Source organism: Pseudoroseicyclus sp. CXY001 (assembly GCF_041714655.1).
Taxonomy (GTDB): Bacteria; Pseudomonadota; Alphaproteobacteria; order Rhodobacterales; family Rhodobacteraceae; genus Pseudoroseicyclus_A.
Genome location: NZ_CP168219.1, coordinates 2,184,548 through 2,199,980, shown reverse-complemented (window position 1 = coordinate 2,199,980; position 15,433 = coordinate 2,184,548). Strand labels below are relative to the sequence as shown.

Below are 15,433 nucleotides of genomic sequence, written 5' to 3'. Positions count from 1 at the left end.
ATGCGGGCGCTGACGCTTCTTGCCCTTCTCGGCCTCGTCGCCTGTGCGCGGCCCGAGACCATCCTGCCCGGCGAGCGGCAGGACATCCGGCCCGAGCCGGCGACGCTCAACATCGCCGTGCCGATCAGCCTGCCCGCCATCCGCGCCAATGCGGACTGGACCCATCGGGGCGGCTCGACCTCCCATGCGCTGCAGCATCCGGCGCTGCCCGGCGCGCTGGCCCTCGCCTTCCGCGCCGATCTCGGCGACGGCAATTCCCGCCGGCGCCGCATCACCGCCGATCCGGTCATCGCCGCCGGCCGCGTCTTCGCCATGGATGTCTCGAGCCGCGTCTCGGCGCTCACGCCCGCCGGCCAGCTCCTCTGGCAGCGCGACCTGACGCCCTTCGGCGAGAATGCCTCCGACGCCTCGGGCGGCGGGCTCGCCACCAACGGCGCCCAGCTCTTCGCCGCCACTGGCTTCGGCGAGCTCGTCGCCATGGATGCCGCCACCGGCGCCACGCTCTGGGTGCAGGACCTCGGCGTTCCCGCCGGCTCCGCGCCGCTCGTCTCGGGCGATCTCGTCTTCGTCGCCGCCCGCGGCTCGCTCGCCATGGCGCTCGACCGGGCGTCGGGTCGCATCGTCTGGCAGCAGACCGGCACGCATTCGACGGCGAATTTCGCCGGCGGCGCCGGGCCGGCGATCCAGGGGCAGATGCTGGTCATGCCCTATCCCTCCGGCGAGGTGATGGGGCTCTTCCCCGAGGGCGGCGTGCGCCGCTGGTCGAGCGTCATCGGCGGCGGCCGCGAGGGCGAGGCGCTGGGCGTCGCCACCGTCGATATCGGCGCCGACCCGGTGATCGTCGGCGATACCGTCTATGTGGGCAATGTCACCGGCCGCTTCACGGCCATGGATCTGACCACCGGCGCGCGGCTCTGGACGGCGGCGGAGGGCGCGACCTCGCCCGCGATCGTCGCCGGCGGCTCGGTGTTCCTCCTCAACGACATCGGCGAGCTCGTGCGGCTCTCGGCGGCGGATGGCACGGTGCTCTGGCGCGTGACGCTGCCGCAGTTCACCTCCGACCGGCGTAACCGCAACCGGCGCCATGTGCATTTCGGGCCCGTCCTCGCCGGCGGCCGGCTGATCGTCGCCTCTTCCGACGGGGCGCTGCATCAGTTCGACCCGGTGTCCGGCGCGCTTCTCGGCGATGTGGCCCTGCCCGGCGGCGCGGCGAGCCATCCGGTGGTGGCCGGCGGGACGCTCTATGTCGTCAACACCGATGGCGAGCTTCTGGCCTTCCGCTGACCTCTGCTATATCGGGGCGGCTTGATCCCTTGAGGTAGCCGCCATGTCCTTTTCCCTCGCCATCGTCGGCCGGCCGAATGTCGGCAAGTCGACGCTGTTCAACCGGCTCGTCGGCCGGAAGCTGGCGCTGGTGGACGACCAGCCCGGCGTCACGCGCGACCTGCGCGAGGGCGAGGCGCGGCTCGGGGGGCTGCGCTTCACCGTCATCGACACCGCCGGGCTCGAGGAGGCGACCGACGAGAGCCTGCAGGGCCGCATGCGCCGCCTGACCGAGCGGGCGGTGGAGGGGGCGGATATCTGCCTCTTCATGATCGACGCCCGCGCCGGCGTGCTGCCGGCGGACGAGATCTTCGCCGAGATCCTGCGCAAGAAGGCGAGCCATGTCATCCTCGCCGCCAACAAGGCCGAGGGCCGCGCCGCCGAGGCGGGGCTCATTGAGGCCTTCTCGCTGGGGCTCGGCGAGCCCGTCGCCATCTCGGCCGAGCATGGCCAGGGCATGGACGAGCTCGCCCATGTCCTCGCGCCGCTGGCCGAGGGCTTTGCCGAGCGCGCCGAGGCCGAGGCGGCCGAGGCGGATGTCGAGATCGGCGATGTCGATATCGAGGAGGGCGAGGAGGAGGCCGAGGAGGCCGCGTGGGTCCCAACGCTCAAGCGCCCGTTGAAGATCGCCGTCGTTGGCCGGCCGAATGCCGGCAAGTCGACGCTGATCAACGCCATCCTCGGCGAGGACCGCCTGCTGACCGGCCCCGAAGCCGGCATCACCCGCGATTCCATCGCGCTGACGATGGATTGGGGCGGCGTGCCGACCCGGATCTTTGACACCGCCGGCATGCGCAAGAAGGCGAAGATCGACGACAAGCTCGAGAAGCTCTCCGTCTCGGACGGGCTCCGCGCCGTCAAGTTCGCCGAGGTGGTCGTGGTGCTTCTGGACGCGCAGATCCCCTTCGAGCAGCAGGATTTGCGCATTGCCGATCTCGCCGAGCGCGAGGGGCGGGCGGTGGTCGTGGGGCTCAACAAATGGGACCTCGAGGACGACAAGCAGGCGCGGCTGAAGGCGCTGAAGGAGGAGTTCGAGCGGCTCCTGCCAAAGCTGCGCGGCGCGCCTCTGGTGACGCTCTCGGCCAAGACCGGCCGGGGGCTCGACCGGCTGCATGAGGCGGTGGTGAAGGCACATGCAACCTGGAACCGCCGCGTCTCGACCGCGCGGCTGAACCGCTGGCTGGAGGGCATGCTCAGCGCCCACCCGCCGCCGGCGCCGGGCGGGCGGCGGATCAAGCTGCGTTACATGACCCAGGCGAAGACCCGGCCGCCGGGCTTCGTCATCATGTGCTCGCATCCCGATGCGCTGCCCGAGAGCTACACGCGCTACCTGGTGAACGGCCTCCGTGAGGAGTTCGACATGCCGGGCACGCCGATCCGGCTCTACCTGCGGGGGCAGGGCGACAAGAACCCCTACAAGGGCCGGAAGAAGCCGAACACGACCTCGCTCACCAAGCACCTCAAGGGCCGGAAGGGCTGAGAGGCCGGGCGAGGCGGCCTCGCCTTCGGCAATCGCCCGCCCGCCCGGGCGATCCCCGGGGGCGCTGCATCGGGCGGTGTGCGGGGTGAGGGCGGGCCCCGGAGGGCTGTCTGCCCCCCGTCGCCTTTGGCGACTCCCCACGAGGATGCCCGGGAGCAAAGACAGGGGGGCCGGCTCTCAGGGCAGGGGCGCGAGGGTCGCCTGGACCTTCTTCGGCAGGGCGGCACGGATGATGCCATAGGCCGTCCTGAGGCGGTGGCGGAGCTCGTCCTCCGCCACATCCTCCGGCAGGTGGATCCAGGAGCGGTGGAAATAGGGGGCTTTGGTCCCGACGCCGGTGTCGATGAGCATCTGCGCCGTCTCGATCGACTCCGTCTTCAGCGACACGCCCCGCTGCACCGCGCCGATGCAGGCGAACATCTTGCCGCCGACCTTCCACGCGTCATGGCCGGGGCTGCCCTCCGGCCTGCCCCAGGGGTCGGAGACCTCGGCGCCGGGGAGGGCCGAGCAGATGGCGGTGACGCGGGCGCGAAAGGGGCTCATGGGGGGCAGTCTGCCGTGCTAGGCAGGGGCTGGCGAGGGAAAAGGAGAGGCACATGCCGGCTTTCGTGGCCCTGCTGCGCGGCGTCAATGTCGGCGGCGTCAAGGTGGAGATGGCGCGGCTGAAGGCCCTTGCCGGGGGCATCGGCTGGGAGGGGGCGAAGACCTATATCGCCTCGGGGAACATGGTGTTCTGCGCCGAGGGGGCGCCGGGGGCGCTGGCGGCGGCGCTGGAGCGGGAGATCGAGGCGGATGTCGGGCGGGCGATCCCTGTGCTGGTGCTGACGGCGCAGGAGATGCGGCAGATCGCGGACAGCTGCCCCTTCGAGGTCGAGAAAGGCAATCAGGCGCATTGCGTCTTCTGCTGGGACGCGCCCCGGATCGACGAGGCCCTGCTCGAGGCGCTGAAGGCGCCGAGCGAGGCGCTGCAGGTCGTGGGCGGCCATGTGTGGATGCATCACCCGGAGGGCTTCGGCACCAGCAGGCTCGCCGAGAAGCTGGGGCAGGTGGTGACCGGCACCAAGGTCACGGCGCGCAATCTCAATAGCGTCCGCAAGCTCGCCGAGATGGTGGACGCAGCCGCCGGGGCGTGATAACGCAGCCTCATGAAGAGCATCTGCATCATTATCTGCTGCATTATCCCCTGCTGACATCCGTCGCGGGCCGCTCTTTCACACCTCCTCCGTCTGAGATAGCTCCCCCCCCCGCGACCCCCGCGCGTGAGGCCTCATGACCGATATCAAGCTCTGGAACAGTGCGAGCCGCGAAAAGGAGCTGTTCACGCCCCTCGATGAGGGGGACGTGCGCATCTATCTCTGCGGGCCGACGGTCTATGACCGGGCGCATCTGGGCAATGCCCGGCCGGTGGTGACCTTCGATCTGCTCTTCCGGCTCCTCCGGCATGTCTATGGCGAGGGCGCGGTGCGCTATGCCCGCAACTTCACCGACGTCGACGACAAGATCAACGCCCGCGCGCAGGCGCTGGCGGAGGAGACGGGAGAGTCCGTGCAGGCGGCCATCGGGCGGATCACGGAAGAGACCATCGGCTGGTATCACGACGACATGGATGCCCTCGGCGCGCTCCGTCCGACGTCGGAGCCGCGGGCGACGGCGCATATCGGGGCCATGGTGGCGATGATCGAGGGGCTGGTGGCCTCGGGCCATGCCTATGAGGCGGAGGGCCATGTGCTCTTCTCGGTCGCGAGCTATCCGGACTACGGGCGGCTCTCGGGCCGGTCGGTCGACGACATGATCGCGGGCGCCCGGGTGGAGGTCGCGCCCTATAAGCGCGACCCGATGGATTTCGTGCTCTGGAAGCCGTCCGACGACAGCCTGCCGGGCTGGGAGAGCCCCTGGGGCCGGGGCCGGCCGGGCTGGCATATCGAATGCTCCGCCATGACGGATGCGCTCTTCGGGCCGAGCTTCGACATCCATGGCGGCGGGACGGACCTGACCTTCCCCCATCACGAGAACGAGCTGGCGCAGTCCATGTGTGCGCATCCGGAGGGGGCCTTCGCCAAGGTCTGGCTGCACAACGAGATGCTGCAGGTCGAGGGGCGGAAGATGTCGAAATCCCTCGGCAATTTCTTCACGATCCGCGATCTGCTGGACCGCGGCGTGCCGGGCGAGGTGATCCGCTTTGTTCTGCTCTCCACGCATTACCGCAAGCCGATGGACTGGACGGAGGTGAAGCGGGCCGAGGCCGAGGGCGTGCTGCGCGACTGGCGGGCGCTGACCGCCGGGGCCGCGCCCGGGGCGCCGGATGCGGAGGTGCTGGCGGTGCTGGCCGATGACCTGAATACCGCCGGGGCGCTCGCGCGGCTGCACGAGCTGGCGCGGGCGGGGGAGGCCGAGGCGCTTCTCGGCTCGGCGCGGCTTCTGGGCCTCCTGACAGACGAGCTTGGCGGCTGGGAGGGCGCGGGCGATGCCGGAGCGAAGATCGAGGCGCTCTTGCAGGAGCGGCACGAGGCCCGCGGCGCGAAGGATTTCGCGCGGGCCGACGAGATCCGGGCGCTGCTGACGGCGGCCGGGGTCGAGGTGATGGACAGGCCCGACGGGGCCGACTGGCGGCCCGGGCCGGGGTTCGATGCGGGGAAGCTCGGATGAGTCTTTCGGCAAGAGAGGGGGGCGCCGCCCCCCGTCGACCCGAGGGCCGATTCCCCCTGCGGGTATCTGAAGAAAAGCGAGAGGGGCGCGGCGCGTCCGGGAGGCTGTGATGGCGGAGCGGCTCTGGCTCTATGACACGACGCTGCGCGACGGGGCGCAGACGCAAGGTGTGCAGTTCTCGACCGACGAGAAGCTGCGCATCGCCCGGGCGCTCGACCGCCTGGGGATCGACCAGATCGAGGGCGGCTGGCCGGGGGCCAACCCGACGGATTCGGGCTTCTTCGAGAAGGTGGAGCCGGGGCGCGCCGCCATCACCGCCTTCGGCATGACCAAGCGCGCCGGGCGCTCGGCCGGCAATGACGACGTGCTGGCGGCGGTGATGAATGCGGGGACGAAGGCGGTCTGCCTCGTCGGCAAGACGCATGACTTCCACGTCACCACGGCGCTCGGCATCACGTTGGAGGAGAATGTCGAGAACATCTCGGCCTCCATCGCGCATCTCGTCGCCGAGGGGCGCGAGGCGCTCTTCGATGCCGAGCATTTCTTCGACGGGTTCAAGGCGAACCGGGATTACGCGCTCGGATGCGTCCTGTCCGCCTATGCCGCCGGGGCCTGCTGGGTGGTGCTCTGCGACACCAATGGCGGCACGCTGCCGGGCGAGATCGCGGCGATCGTGGGCGAGGTCATCAAGGCCGGCATCCCGGGCGATCACCTGGGCATCCATTGCCATGACGACACCGGCCAGGCCGTCGCCGGCTCGCTCGCCGCCGTCGAGGCCGGGGTCCGCCAGGTGCAGGGCACGCTCAACGGGCTAGGTGAGCGCTGCGGCAATGCCAACCTGACGACGCTGATCCCGACGCTCTTGCTGAAGGAGCCCTACGCCAGCCGCTTCGAGACCGGGGTGACACTGGAGGCGCTGAAGGGCCTGCGCCGGGTGAGCCGGATGCTCGACGACATCCTCAACCGCGTGCCGATGAAGCAGGCGCCCTATGTCGGCGCCTCGGCCTTCGCGCACAAGGCGGGGCTCCATGCCTCCGCCATCGCCAAGGATCCGCGCACCTACGAGCATATCGAGCCCGAACTCGTCGGCAATGCCCGCATCGTGCCGATGTCGAACCAGGCGGGCACCTCGAACCTGCGCACCCGGCTCGCCGAGGCGGGGATCGAGGTGGAGAAGGGCGCGGCGGAGCTGCCGCTGATCCTCGAGACCATCAAGGAGCGGGAATCGAAGGGCTATTCCTACGACACCGCCCAGGCGAGCTTCGAGCTTCTGGCGCTGGAGGCGCTCGGCCAGTTGCCCCGCTTCTTCGATCTGGAGCGCTACCGGGTGATCTCTGAGCGGCGGCGCAATGCCCGCGGCGAGGTGGTGACCGTCTCGGAGGCGGTGGTGACCATCGCCATCGGCGGCGAGCGCATCACCTCCTTCTACGAGAACGCCCATGGTGAGGAAACGCCCGACGCCGGCCCCGTCAACGCGCTCTGGAACGCGCTGGCGAAGGACCTCGGCCGCTTCCAGGCGGAGGTCGACGACATGCATCTCGTCGACTTCAAGGTGCGCATCACCGGGGCGGGGACGGAGGCCGTGACCCGCGTCATCATCGACAGCGAGGATGGCGAGCAGCGGCGCTGGTCGACCGTCGGCGTCTCGGCCAACATCGTCGACGCCTCGGTGGAGGCGCTGGTCGATGCCGTCCGCTGGAAGCTGATGCAGAAGACGGGCGGCACGCTGAGGGCGGCGGGCAAGTGAGCCCGGAGTTCTTCACCGTCCACGCCGGCATCCCCCGCGAGGGGCCGGGCGAGCCCGCCGATGTGGCGCGGGCGACGGCGGTGCTCGGGGTGGCGCCCGATGCCCGGATCCTCGACGCCGGCTGCGGGCCCGGCGCCGACATCGCGGCGCTGCTGGGGGCGGCGCCCGGGGGCCATGTGACCGCCCGCGACACCCATGCGCCCTTCGTGGCGCGGGTGAGCGAGGCCTGGGGGGATGACCCTCGCGTCGCCGCCGAGGTGGCGCCGATGGCGAACCCCGGCGGGCCCTTCGACCTCATCTGGTCGGCCGGCGCGCTCTACACGATGGGGCTCGAAGCGGCGCTCGCCGCCATGCGGAGGCTCGTGGCCCCGGGCGGCGGGCTCGCCTTTTCGCAGGGCTGCCTCTTCGAGGAGAGCCCCGAGGCCCGCGCCTTCTGGGGCGGCGATCCGGTGCTCTCCGAAGCCGCGCTGCATGCCGCGTGCACCGCCGCCGGCTGGCAGGTGGTGGAGAGCTGGCGCCTCTCCGACGCCGCGTGGCAGGCCTATTACGGCCCCCTCCGCGCCCGCTGCGACGCGCTGGAGCCGGGGGCGGGCGAGGCCCTCCTCGCCGCAGTCGCCGAGGCCCGCGCCGAGGCGGCGGTGTGGGAGAAGGTGAAGCGCCAGACCGGCTATCTCTTCATCGCCGCGCGGCCCGCATGAGCCTGCAGGCCTGCGCCGAGATCGTGAAGGCGGGCGACGAGACCCGCTTCCTCGCCGCCATGTCGGTGGCTCCCGCCGCGCGCGCCGTGCTCTTCCCGCTCTATGCGCTGAATGTCGAACTTTCCCGCGCCGCCTGGGGCACCTCCGAGCCCATGATCGCCGCCGTCCGCCTGACCTGGTGGCGCGAGGCGCTGAGTGAGATCGAGGCCGGCAAGGTCCGCAAACATGAGGTCGTCCAGCCGCTCGCCGAGCTGATGGGGCGGGCGCCGATCACCGCGGCGCTGCTCGACCCGATGATCGCCGCGCGGATGACCGAGGCGAACCGCGACCCGCTGGAGAGCCGCGCCGCGCTCGAGGCGCATCTCGACGCCACCGCCGGCACGCTCGCCTGGGCCGCCGCCCTCGGCCTTGGCGCGGCGCCCGGGCAGGAGCCGGCGCTCCGCCTCGCTGCGCGGGCCGGCGGCCTCGCCAACTGGTTCCTCGCCGTTCCCCGCCTCCGCGCCGCGGGGATGGAGCCGCTGCCCGAGCGGGCCGGCATCCTCGCCCCCATCGGCCTTGCGTGGCTGAAGACGGCGCGGGAGCGTGACCTCACCGGCCTCGCCCCGGCGCTCCGCGCCCATTGGCAGGCCGGCGGCATCCTCGCCCGCGCCACAAAGGCGCCGGAGCTGGTGGAGGAGGGGCGGCTCGAAGCCTCGCCCTTCGCGCGCCGGCTGTCGCTTCTGGTGAAGGCCGCCACGGGCGGCTGGTAGCTCAGGCCTCCTTCGGCCGCATCGCCAGCCAGATGAGCGAAGCGCCGGCCAGTGCCAGCAGCGGGATCATCGCGAGGTTCACCGCGTCCCAGCCCTGCACGACATCGCCGCCCGAGCAGTTCATCAGCCCGCCCGAGGCGAGGCTCGCCAGTGTCACGCAGCCGAAGACGATCGCATCGTTGAGGCCCTGCACGCGCCCGCGCTCCTCCGGCCGGTGGCTGGAGGCGAGAAGCGTCGTGGCGCCGATGAAGCCGAAGTTCCAGCCGAGGCCGAGAAGGATGAGCGCCCCGAAGAAGTTCGTCAGCTCCACCCCGGCGAGGCCGACCACGCCGGCGCCGGCGAGAATCGCGAGGCCTATGCCCATGATCTTCAGCACCCCGAAGCGGGCGATCAGATGGCCGGTGAAGAAGGAGGGGACGAACATCGCCAGCACATGGGCGGTCACCACATCGGCGGCATTGTTGCGCGTGAAGCCGCAGCCGACGACGGCGAGCGGCGTCGAGGTCATGACGAGGTTCATGAGCGCGTAGCTCACCATGGCGCAGATGATGGCGACGGCGATGCGGGGCGAGCGGAGGAGCTGGCCGATGCTCCGCCCGCGCGGGGCGCCGGGCGTCGGCGCCTGCGGCGGCAGGTCGAGCAGCATGACGAGCCCGAGCCCCACGAGGTTCACCGCGGCGGCCGCCAGATAGGTGCCGATGAAGGGAATCGCCGTCGCCTCCGCCGTGATCTTCACGAGCTGCGGCCCGATGATCGCCGAGGCGAGCCCGCCGGCCATCACGTAAGAGATAGCGCGCGGGCGGAATTCGGCGCTGGCGCGGTCGGTCGCCGCGAAGCGGAAAAAGCCCTGCGCCGACATGTATATGCCGGTGAGGTACGAGCCGACGAGCAGGAGCGGGAAGGAGCCGATGGCAATGGCCCAGGCGCCGATCAGGGCGCCCGCGGCGCCGCCGAGGCAGCCGGCGACGAAGCCGGCGCGGCGGCCCGAGTGGGCCATGAAGGGCGAGATCCAGGGTGCCGTGGTCATCGAGCCGAAGACAATAAGCGAGATCGGCAGGGTGGCGAGGCAGGCATTCGGCGCCAGCATCTGCCCGGCGAGCCCGCCGATGGTGAAGAGCATCGGCATCTGCGAGCCGATCACCGCCTGGGCGGCGACGAGGACGGCGACATTGCGCCGTGCGGCACGGTCGTCGGTGAGGGCGCTTTCGGTCTCGATACTCATGGCGTTCCGGTATCCCCGCCGCGCCGCCGCCGCAAGATCGCGGAAGGCCGCAGTTGGTGGAGCGCATGGCGGCGCATCACCGTGGCTCGATCAGATGCGCGAAGGAGCCCTGCACGCGGCCCTCGCGGAGGCCCATGGCGGGCAGGGCGGTGCCTTCGGCATCACGCGCTGTGAGGAGGGGATTTCCCCTTTCAGAAAGCGTAGTTGCGTAGTGGAATTCATGTGCGGCCCATGGGCCGGCGAAGGGCCCGGCCTCGGCCGTGACCTCCCTGTAGCCCAGATGCAGGCGTCGGCTGGCGAAGGAGGTCTCGAGCCGCAGGAGCCCGGCCATGGCATGTCGCTGCCCGTCAGCATCGACCAGCCCGTCCCCCAGCACCATGTAGCCGCCGCATTCTCCATGAATTTCCGTGCCTTCCGTCGCGTTCCTCAGGCTCTGGAGGAAGCGGCCCGCCCCGGCCAGCCGCCCGGCATGCAGCTCCGGATAGCCGCCCGGCAGGTAGATCAGATCCGCCGCCGGCGCCGGTTCGTCGGCGAGCGGCGAGAAGAGCCGCACCTCCGCCCCCGCTGCTCGCCAGCCGTCCAGCAGATGCGGATAGGCGAAGGCGAAGGCGGCATCACGCGCCACGGCGATCCGCTGGGCGGGGGGCCGGGGCAGCGGCGCCGCGCCTGGGGTCAGCTCCGCCGCCAGCGCGTCCAGCGCCGCGAGGTCCAACTCGGCCATGGCATCGGCGGCCCGGTCCAAGAAGGCCTCCAGATCCTGCCGCTCCTCCGCCTGCACGAGCCCCAGATGCCGCGATGGATGGGCGAGCCCGGCGTCCCGCCGCACGGCGCCCAGCACCGGCAGGCCCAGCGGCGCCAGCGCCCGCCTCAGCATCGCCTCGTGCCGCTCCGACCCGACCCGGTTGAGGATCACCCCGGCGACCCGCAACCCCTTGTCGAAACCCGCAAATCCCGCCACCAGCGCCGCCACCGAGCCGGCCATCCGCCCGGCATCGACCACCAGCACCACCGGCGCGCCCAGCACCTTGGCGAGCTCCGCCGCCGAGCCGGCGCCGTCCGGCGGCGCCCCGTCGAACAGCCCCATGGCCCCCTCGACGATCAGCAGCCCCGCGCCCCCGGCCAGCGCCCGCAGCCGCTCCGGCCGCATCGCCCAGGCGTCGAGATTGCCGCAGGGCACCCCCGTCGCCGCCTCATGGAAGCGCGGGTCGATGTAATCCGGGCCCGATTTCGCGCCCCTCACGGCCACTCCGGCCCGCCGCAGCGCCCGGAGGAGCCCTAGCGTCACCGTGGTCTTGCCGGCCCCGGAGGAGGGCGCCGCGATGACGAGCCCCCGGCTCATCTCTCGCTTTTCTCCAAATACCCGCGGGGGGAGTCGCCCCTCGGGCGACCGGGGGGGGCAGCGCCCCCCGCGACGCCGGAAACCTTCACGTCCCCAGCCAGTTCAGCACCGCCCGCTTCTCCACCACCCGGCCGATGCAGATGATCGCCGGCGGCGTCATGCCGGCCGCGGCGATATCCGCCTCGAGCGCGCCGAGCGTCGTCTCCAGCACCCGCTGGCTGGGGAGCGTCGCGTCGGTCACCACGGCCACCGGCTCGCCCGCGGGCCGCCCGGCCGCCAGCAGCGCCCCGGCGATCTGGCCGATATGCTTCATGCCCATGTAGATGACGAGCACCTCGGAGGCCTTTGATATCGCCTGCCAATCCAGTGTCTGCGGCGTCTCGGCCGTCTGGTCGTGGCCGGTGATGAAGGTCACCGACTGGTTGACGTCGCGATGCGTGACCGGGATGCCGGCATAGGCCAGCCCGCCGATTCCCGCAGAGATGCCGGGGATGATGCGCATCGGCACGCCGGCCGCCTTCAGCGCCGCGCCCTCCTCGCCGCCCCGCCCGAAGACGAAGGGATCCCCCCCCTTGAGCCGCAGCACCCGCTTGCCCTCCCGCGCCAGCTCGACGAGCTTCAGCGAGATGTCGGTCTGCTTGGCCGAGGGCTTGCCGCCCCGCTTGCCGGCATGGATCAGCTCGGCCTGCGGCGCCATGGCGAGGATCTCCGGCCCCACCAGCGCGTCATGCACCACCACATCGGCCTGGGAGAGGCCGTTGAGGGCATGGAGTGTCAGCAGCCCGGCATCGCCGGGCCCGGCGCCGCAGAGCCAGACCCATCCGGGCTGGAACTCCGGCCAGTGATGCGCGGGCAGCTTCATGGGCCGCTATATCGCCCCTCCGGGCGCTTTGTGAAAGCCCCCCGGGCGGCATCCCGGTGCCCGGGCGCGACGTCGCCTGCCGCCCGGGCCCGCGCCTTCGCCCTTGGCCCCGCCGCGCCGCCCGATATGATCCGCCCCATGAGCGAGCCCCCCCTCCGCCGCGGCTGGACGACCGGCGCCTGCGCCACGGCGGCGGTCAAGGCGGCGCTTGCCCGGCTCTGGGGCGGCGCCTTCCCGGAGGAGGTCTCCCTCGTTCTGCCCCGCGGCGAGACCCCTCGCTTCGCGCTCGCCCATTGCGCGGCGGGGGAGGGCTGGGCCGAGGCGGGCATCGTCAAGGATGCCGGCGACGACCCTGATGTCACCCACGGCGCCCTCATCGTCGCCCGGGTCGCGGCCTCCACCGGCGGCGTGACCTTCGCGGCGGGCGAGGGGGTGGGCATGGTCACCAAACCCGGCCTGCCGATCCCGCCGGGAGAGCCGGCGATCAACCCCGTCCCCCGCAAGATGATGGAGGAGGCGGTGGCGGAGACCGCCGCCCATCACGGCCGCGCCCCCGACGTGGCCATCACCATCTCCATCCCCGGCGGGGCGGAGATCGCCAAACGCACCTGGAACGGCCGGCTCGGCATCGAGGGCGGGCTGTCGATCCTCGGCACGACCGGCGTCGTCCGCCCCTTCTCCTGCGCCGCCTGGATCGCCTCGATCCACCGCGGCGTCGATGTGGCGCGGGCGACCGGCACGCCCCATGTCGCCGGCTGCACCGGGGCGACGAGCGAGCGGGCGGTGCAGGCGCATTATGGCCTGCCGGATCATGCCATGCTCGACATGGGCGATTTCGCCGGCGGGCTGCTGAAGTACCTCCGGCGCCATCCGGTGCCCCGCCTCACCGTCGGCGGCGGCCCCGGCAAGCTCGCCAAGCTGGCGCAGGGCGCGGTGGACCTGCATTCCTCGCGCTCCGAGGCCGATATGGCGGCGCTGGCCGACTGGGCGGGCGACCCCGCGCTCGCCAGCGCCAACACGGTGCTCGAGGCCGTCACCCGCGCCCCGCATCTGGCCGATGCCATCGCCGCCCGCGCCCGCGACGCCGCGCTGGCGCTCCTGGGCGGCGCGCCGGTCGAGGTTGAGGTCGTGCTGGTCAGCCGCGACGGTGCCATCATGGCCATCGCATGATCCTCCTCCTCGCCGGCACGGAGGAGGCGCTGGCCCTCGCGCGTCTCCTCGCAGACGCAGGGCTGCCCGCCATGGCCTCCTTCGCCGGCGCCACGGCGCGGCCGCGTGACCTCGGGCTCCCGACCCGAAGCGGCGGGTTTAGCGGGGCGGAGGGCTTTCGTGCCGCGCTCGCCGAGCACGGCATCACCGCCGTCATCGACGCGACGCACCCCTTCGCCGCCCGCATCGGGCCGCGCAGCAAGGCGCTCTGCGACGAGGCCGGGCTGCCCTACCTGCGCCTCCTCCGCCCCGGCTGGCGACCGGGGCCAGGGGATGACTGGCGGTTCTTCGACCGGCCGGAGGAGGCCGCGCCGCTCCTCCCCGTCGACGCCACGATCTGGCTCGCCGTCGGCCCGCGCAGCCTCGGCGGCTTCGAGGGGCTCGCCCCCCGCCGCTGCATTGTCCGCCGCATCGACCCGACCGACGAGCCCTTCCCCTGGCCGAACGGCCAGTGGGTCATCGGCCGCCCCTCGGCGGACCCAGAGGCGGAGGCCGCCCTCATGGCCCGCCACGGCGTGACTCATGTTATCGCCAAGGACTCGGGCGGCGCGGCGGGCTACGGCAAGCTCGCCGCCGCCCGGGCGCTCGGCCTGCCGGTGCTGCTCCAGCGCCGGCCGCAGGGCTACCCCTCCGATCTCGTCACGACCCCGGAGGCCGCCCTCGCCTGGGCCCGCGAGGCGCTCCCGCAAGGGGGCGATGAGCGATGATTCTCGCCACGGAAGACGACCTCCGCGCCGGCATCCGCGCTCTGGTCGCCCTCGAGCCGCGCTTCGCGGCAGCCCATGCGCTCACCGGCGACCCGCCGCTCCGCTGCCGGCCGCGCGGCTTCGCGACGCTCCTGCACATCGTCAACGGCCAGATGCTCTCCACCGCCGCCGCCGCGGCGATCTGGGCGCGGATCGAGGCCGCCGGGCTCCACGATCCCGCCGCCATCGCCCGGGTGGAGGAGGAGGCGCTCCGCGCCCTCGGCTTCTCCCGCGCCAAGGCGAGGACGGCCCGTGCTCTCGCCGCTGCCGATCTCGACTTTGCCGCGCTTGAGGCCCTGCCGGACGCAGAGCTCCTCAAGACTCTCACCGCGCTCCCCGGCATCGGCCGCTGGACGGCGGAGCTCTATGCGCTCACCGCTGAGGGCCGCCCCGACATCCTGCCCGCCGGCGATCTCGCCCTGCAGGAGGGCGCGCGGCTGCTCTTCGAACTGCCCTCTCGCCCTTCGCCCAGGGCCTTCACCGAGCTCGCCGCCCCCTGGTCGCCCTGGCGCGCGGTTGCGGCACGGCTGCTCTGGGCCTATTACGCTCACTTCAGGAAGCGGGCGGGGGTGACATGACACGTGCGTTGCAGGCCGAACGGGTGGAGCCCCTCAGCGGAGACCTCCGCTCGGCGCTCGTCTTCCTCCATGGCTACGGGGCCAATGGCGCCGACCTCATCGGCCTCGCCGAGCCCATGGCCGAGCACATGCCCGACACGCTCTTCCTCGCCCCCGACGCGCCCGAGGCCTGCGCCGCCGCGCCGATGGGCCTGCAATGGTTCCCGATCCCCTGGATGGACGGCTCCTCGGAGGAAGAGGCCGCCCAGGGCCTCGCCCGCGCCGCCGCCGATCTCGATGCCTTTCTCGACGGGCTGATGGTGGATGAAGACCTCCTGCCCGAGCAGGTGGCCGTGCTCGGCTTCAGCCAGGGCGCGATGATGGCGCTTCATGTCCTGCCCCGCCGGGAGGATCCCGTGGCCGCCGTCGCCGCCTTCTCCGGCCGGCTCCTGCAGCCTGATCTTCTGGAAGACGAGGTGGTCAGCCGCCCGCCGGTGCTGCTCGTCCATGGCGATGCCGACGAGGTGGTGGCGCCGGAAAACCTGCAGCTCGCCGCCGAGGCGCTGCAGGGCGCCGGCTGGCGCGAGGTCTATGCCCATGTCGACAAGGGTATGGGCCATGGCATCGCGCCGCAGGGCCTGTCCATCGCGCTCGCCTTCCTGCGCGAGCGGTTGGGCTACACCGCCGGCGGCTGACCCGCCGCCGCTGCCCTCCGGGGCTCCCCCACCAAGACGTTGATCGCCCAGCCTCCGGCCGGTTTCAGACCGTTCGAATTGTCGGCATTGGGCCGGATCGTGCCATTGTTTCGCTGATAGCAGGTCACAGATGGTGTGATGATGCCGGGCTGGGGAAAAG

At 72.0% G+C, this 15,433-nt stretch carries 15 protein-coding genes; 11 read left to right on the top strand and 4 right to left on the bottom strand.

Features of this window, described 5'->3' with window-relative positions; all coding sequences use genetic code 11:
* Both ACAZ03_RS10715 and der read left to right on the top strand, forming a co-directional pair.
* On the top strand, positions 1-1,284 hold the full coding sequence (locus tag ACAZ03_RS10715) for a PQQ-binding-like beta-propeller repeat protein (protein WP_373353447.1): 1,284 nt from the start codon (positions 1-3) through the stop codon (positions 1,282-1,284).
* Between the two features lie 43 nt (positions 1,285-1,327).
* Complete coding sequence (der, locus tag ACAZ03_RS10710; protein ID WP_373353445.1) at positions 1,328-2,803, top strand: ribosome biogenesis GTPase Der; 1,476 nt, start codon at positions 1,328-1,330, stop codon at positions 2,801-2,803.
* A gap of 177 nt (positions 2,804-2,980) precedes the next feature.
* Here the strand turns inward: der and ACAZ03_RS10705 are convergent, their stop codons facing one another.
* Positions 2,981-3,346 carry an MmcQ/YjbR family DNA-binding protein gene (locus ACAZ03_RS10705; protein ID WP_373353443.1) on the bottom strand — a complete coding sequence of 122 codons (366 nt, stop codon included), beginning with the start codon at positions 3,344-3,346 and terminating at the stop codon, positions 2,981-2,983.
* A gap of 53 nt (positions 3,347-3,399) precedes the next feature.
* On the opposite strand from ACAZ03_RS10705, the gene ACAZ03_RS10700 reads away from it, so the two are divergent.
* The 5 genes from ACAZ03_RS10700 (at position 3,400) to ACAZ03_RS10680 (ending at position 8,643) form a co-directional block, all read left to right on the top strand.
* Positions 3,400-3,936: a DUF1697 domain-containing protein gene (locus ACAZ03_RS10700; RefSeq protein WP_373353441.1), complete on the top strand. Its 537-nt coding sequence runs from the start codon at positions 3,400-3,402 to the stop codon at positions 3,934-3,936.
* Between the two features lie 136 nt (positions 3,937-4,072).
* Entirely contained in the window at positions 4,073-5,449 is a 1,377-nt protein-coding gene (cysS, locus tag ACAZ03_RS10695; RefSeq protein ID WP_373353439.1) for a cysteine--tRNA ligase, read from the top strand.
* Between the two features lie 109 nt (positions 5,450-5,558).
* Positions 5,559-7,196, top strand: a complete 1,638-nt coding sequence (gene cimA, locus ACAZ03_RS10690; RefSeq protein WP_373353437.1) for a citramalate synthase — start codon at positions 5,559-5,561, stop codon at positions 7,194-7,196.
* On the top strand, positions 7,193-7,894 hold the full coding sequence (locus ACAZ03_RS10685; RefSeq protein WP_373353436.1) for a trans-aconitate 2-methyltransferase: 702 nt from the start codon (positions 7,193-7,195) through the stop codon (positions 7,892-7,894). Before cimA ends, ACAZ03_RS10685 begins: the two co-directional genes overlap by 4 nt.
* Positions 7,891-8,643, top strand: a complete 753-nt coding sequence (locus ACAZ03_RS10680; protein WP_373353434.1) for a squalene/phytoene synthase family protein — start codon at positions 7,891-7,893, stop codon at positions 8,641-8,643. The genes ACAZ03_RS10685 and ACAZ03_RS10680 overlap by 4 nt, the downstream gene beginning before the upstream one ends.
* Position 8,644: 1 nt before the next feature.
* Here the strand turns inward: ACAZ03_RS10680 and ACAZ03_RS10675 are convergent, their stop codons facing one another.
* The 3 genes from ACAZ03_RS10675 to cobA form a co-directional block, all read right to left on the bottom strand.
* Positions 8,645-9,865, bottom strand: a complete 1,221-nt coding sequence (locus ACAZ03_RS10675; protein ID WP_373353433.1) for an MFS transporter — start codon at positions 9,863-9,865, stop codon at positions 8,645-8,647.
* Positions 9,866-9,941: 76 nt separating this feature from the next.
* Positions 9,942-11,204: a cobyrinate a,c-diamide synthase gene (locus ACAZ03_RS10670; protein ID WP_373353432.1), complete on the bottom strand. Its 1,263-nt coding sequence runs from the start codon at positions 11,202-11,204 to the stop codon at positions 9,942-9,944.
* A gap of 85 nt (positions 11,205-11,289) precedes the next feature.
* Complete coding sequence (gene cobA / locus ACAZ03_RS10665; RefSeq protein WP_373353430.1) at positions 11,290-12,066, bottom strand: uroporphyrinogen-III C-methyltransferase; 777 nt, start codon at positions 12,064-12,066, stop codon at positions 11,290-11,292.
* Positions 12,067-12,204: 138 nt separating this feature from the next.
* Here cobA and ACAZ03_RS10660 point away from each other — a divergent pair, with 138 nt between their 5' ends.
* The 4 genes from ACAZ03_RS10660 to ACAZ03_RS10645 are packed head-to-tail and all read left to right on the top strand — an operon-like array spanning position 12,205 to position 15,273.
* Positions 12,205-13,236, top strand: coding sequence for a cobalt-precorrin-5B (C(1))-methyltransferase (locus ACAZ03_RS10660; RefSeq protein ID WP_373353429.1), 1,032 nt, complete (start codon positions 12,205-12,207; stop codon positions 13,234-13,236).
* Entirely contained in the window at positions 13,233-13,982 is a 750-nt protein-coding gene (locus tag ACAZ03_RS10655) for a precorrin-6A/cobalt-precorrin-6A reductase (protein ID WP_373353427.1), read from the top strand. Before ACAZ03_RS10660 ends, ACAZ03_RS10655 begins: the two co-directional genes overlap by 4 nt.
* Positions 13,979-14,599 (top strand): DNA-3-methyladenine glycosylase, encoded by a 621-nt coding sequence (locus tag ACAZ03_RS10650; RefSeq protein WP_373353425.1) that lies wholly within the window; start codon positions 13,979-13,981, stop codon positions 14,597-14,599. The genes ACAZ03_RS10655 and ACAZ03_RS10650 overlap by 4 nt, the downstream gene beginning before the upstream one ends.
* A complete protein-coding gene (locus ACAZ03_RS10645; protein WP_373353424.1) occupies positions 14,596-15,273 on the top strand; it encodes an alpha/beta hydrolase in 678 nt (225 codons plus the stop codon). Before ACAZ03_RS10650 ends, ACAZ03_RS10645 begins: the two co-directional genes overlap by 4 nt.
* Positions 15,274-15,433 lie beyond the last annotated feature (160 nt).

Excerpts from the sequence above, each read along its gene's own strand:
- ACAZ03_RS10715 (WP_373353447.1), top strand. The coding sequence starts at position 1 with ATGCGGGCGCTGACGCTTCTTGCCCTTCTCGGCCTCGTCGCCTGTGCG.
- der (WP_373353445.1), top strand. The coding sequence starts at position 1,328 with ATGTCCTTTTCCCTCGCCATCGTCGGCCGGCCGAATGTCGGCAAGTCG.
- ACAZ03_RS10705 (WP_373353443.1), bottom strand. The coding sequence starts at position 3,346 with ATGAGCCCCTTTCGCGCCCGCGTCACCGCCATCTGCTCGGCCCTCCCC.
- ACAZ03_RS10700 (WP_373353441.1), top strand. The coding sequence starts at position 3,400 with ATGCCGGCTTTCGTGGCCCTGCTGCGCGGCGTCAATGTCGGCGGCGTC.
- cysS (WP_373353439.1), top strand. The coding sequence starts at position 4,073 with ATGACCGATATCAAGCTCTGGAACAGTGCGAGCCGCGAAAAGGAGCTG.
- cimA (WP_373353437.1), top strand. The coding sequence starts at position 5,559 with ATGGCGGAGCGGCTCTGGCTCTATGACACGACGCTGCGCGACGGGGCG.
- ACAZ03_RS10680 (WP_373353434.1), top strand. The coding sequence starts at position 7,891 with ATGAGCCTGCAGGCCTGCGCCGAGATCGTGAAGGCGGGCGACGAGACC.
- ACAZ03_RS10675 (WP_373353433.1), bottom strand. The coding sequence starts at position 9,865 with ATGAGTATCGAGACCGAAAGCGCCCTCACCGACGACCGTGCCGCACGG.
- ACAZ03_RS10670 (WP_373353432.1), bottom strand. The coding sequence starts at position 11,204 with ATGAGCCGGGGGCTCGTCATCGCGGCGCCCTCCTCCGGGGCCGGCAAG.
- cobA (WP_373353430.1), bottom strand. The coding sequence starts at position 12,066 with ATGAAGCTGCCCGCGCATCACTGGCCGGAGTTCCAGCCCGGATGGGTC.
- ACAZ03_RS10660 (WP_373353429.1), top strand. The coding sequence starts at position 12,205 with ATGAGCGAGCCCCCCCTCCGCCGCGGCTGGACGACCGGCGCCTGCGCC.
- ACAZ03_RS10655 (WP_373353427.1), top strand. The coding sequence starts at position 13,233 with ATGATCCTCCTCCTCGCCGGCACGGAGGAGGCGCTGGCCCTCGCGCGT.
- ACAZ03_RS10650 (WP_373353425.1), top strand. The coding sequence starts at position 13,979 with ATGATTCTCGCCACGGAAGACGACCTCCGCGCCGGCATCCGCGCTCTG.
- ACAZ03_RS10645 (WP_373353424.1), top strand. The coding sequence starts at position 14,596 with ATGACACGTGCGTTGCAGGCCGAACGGGTGGAGCCCCTCAGCGGAGAC.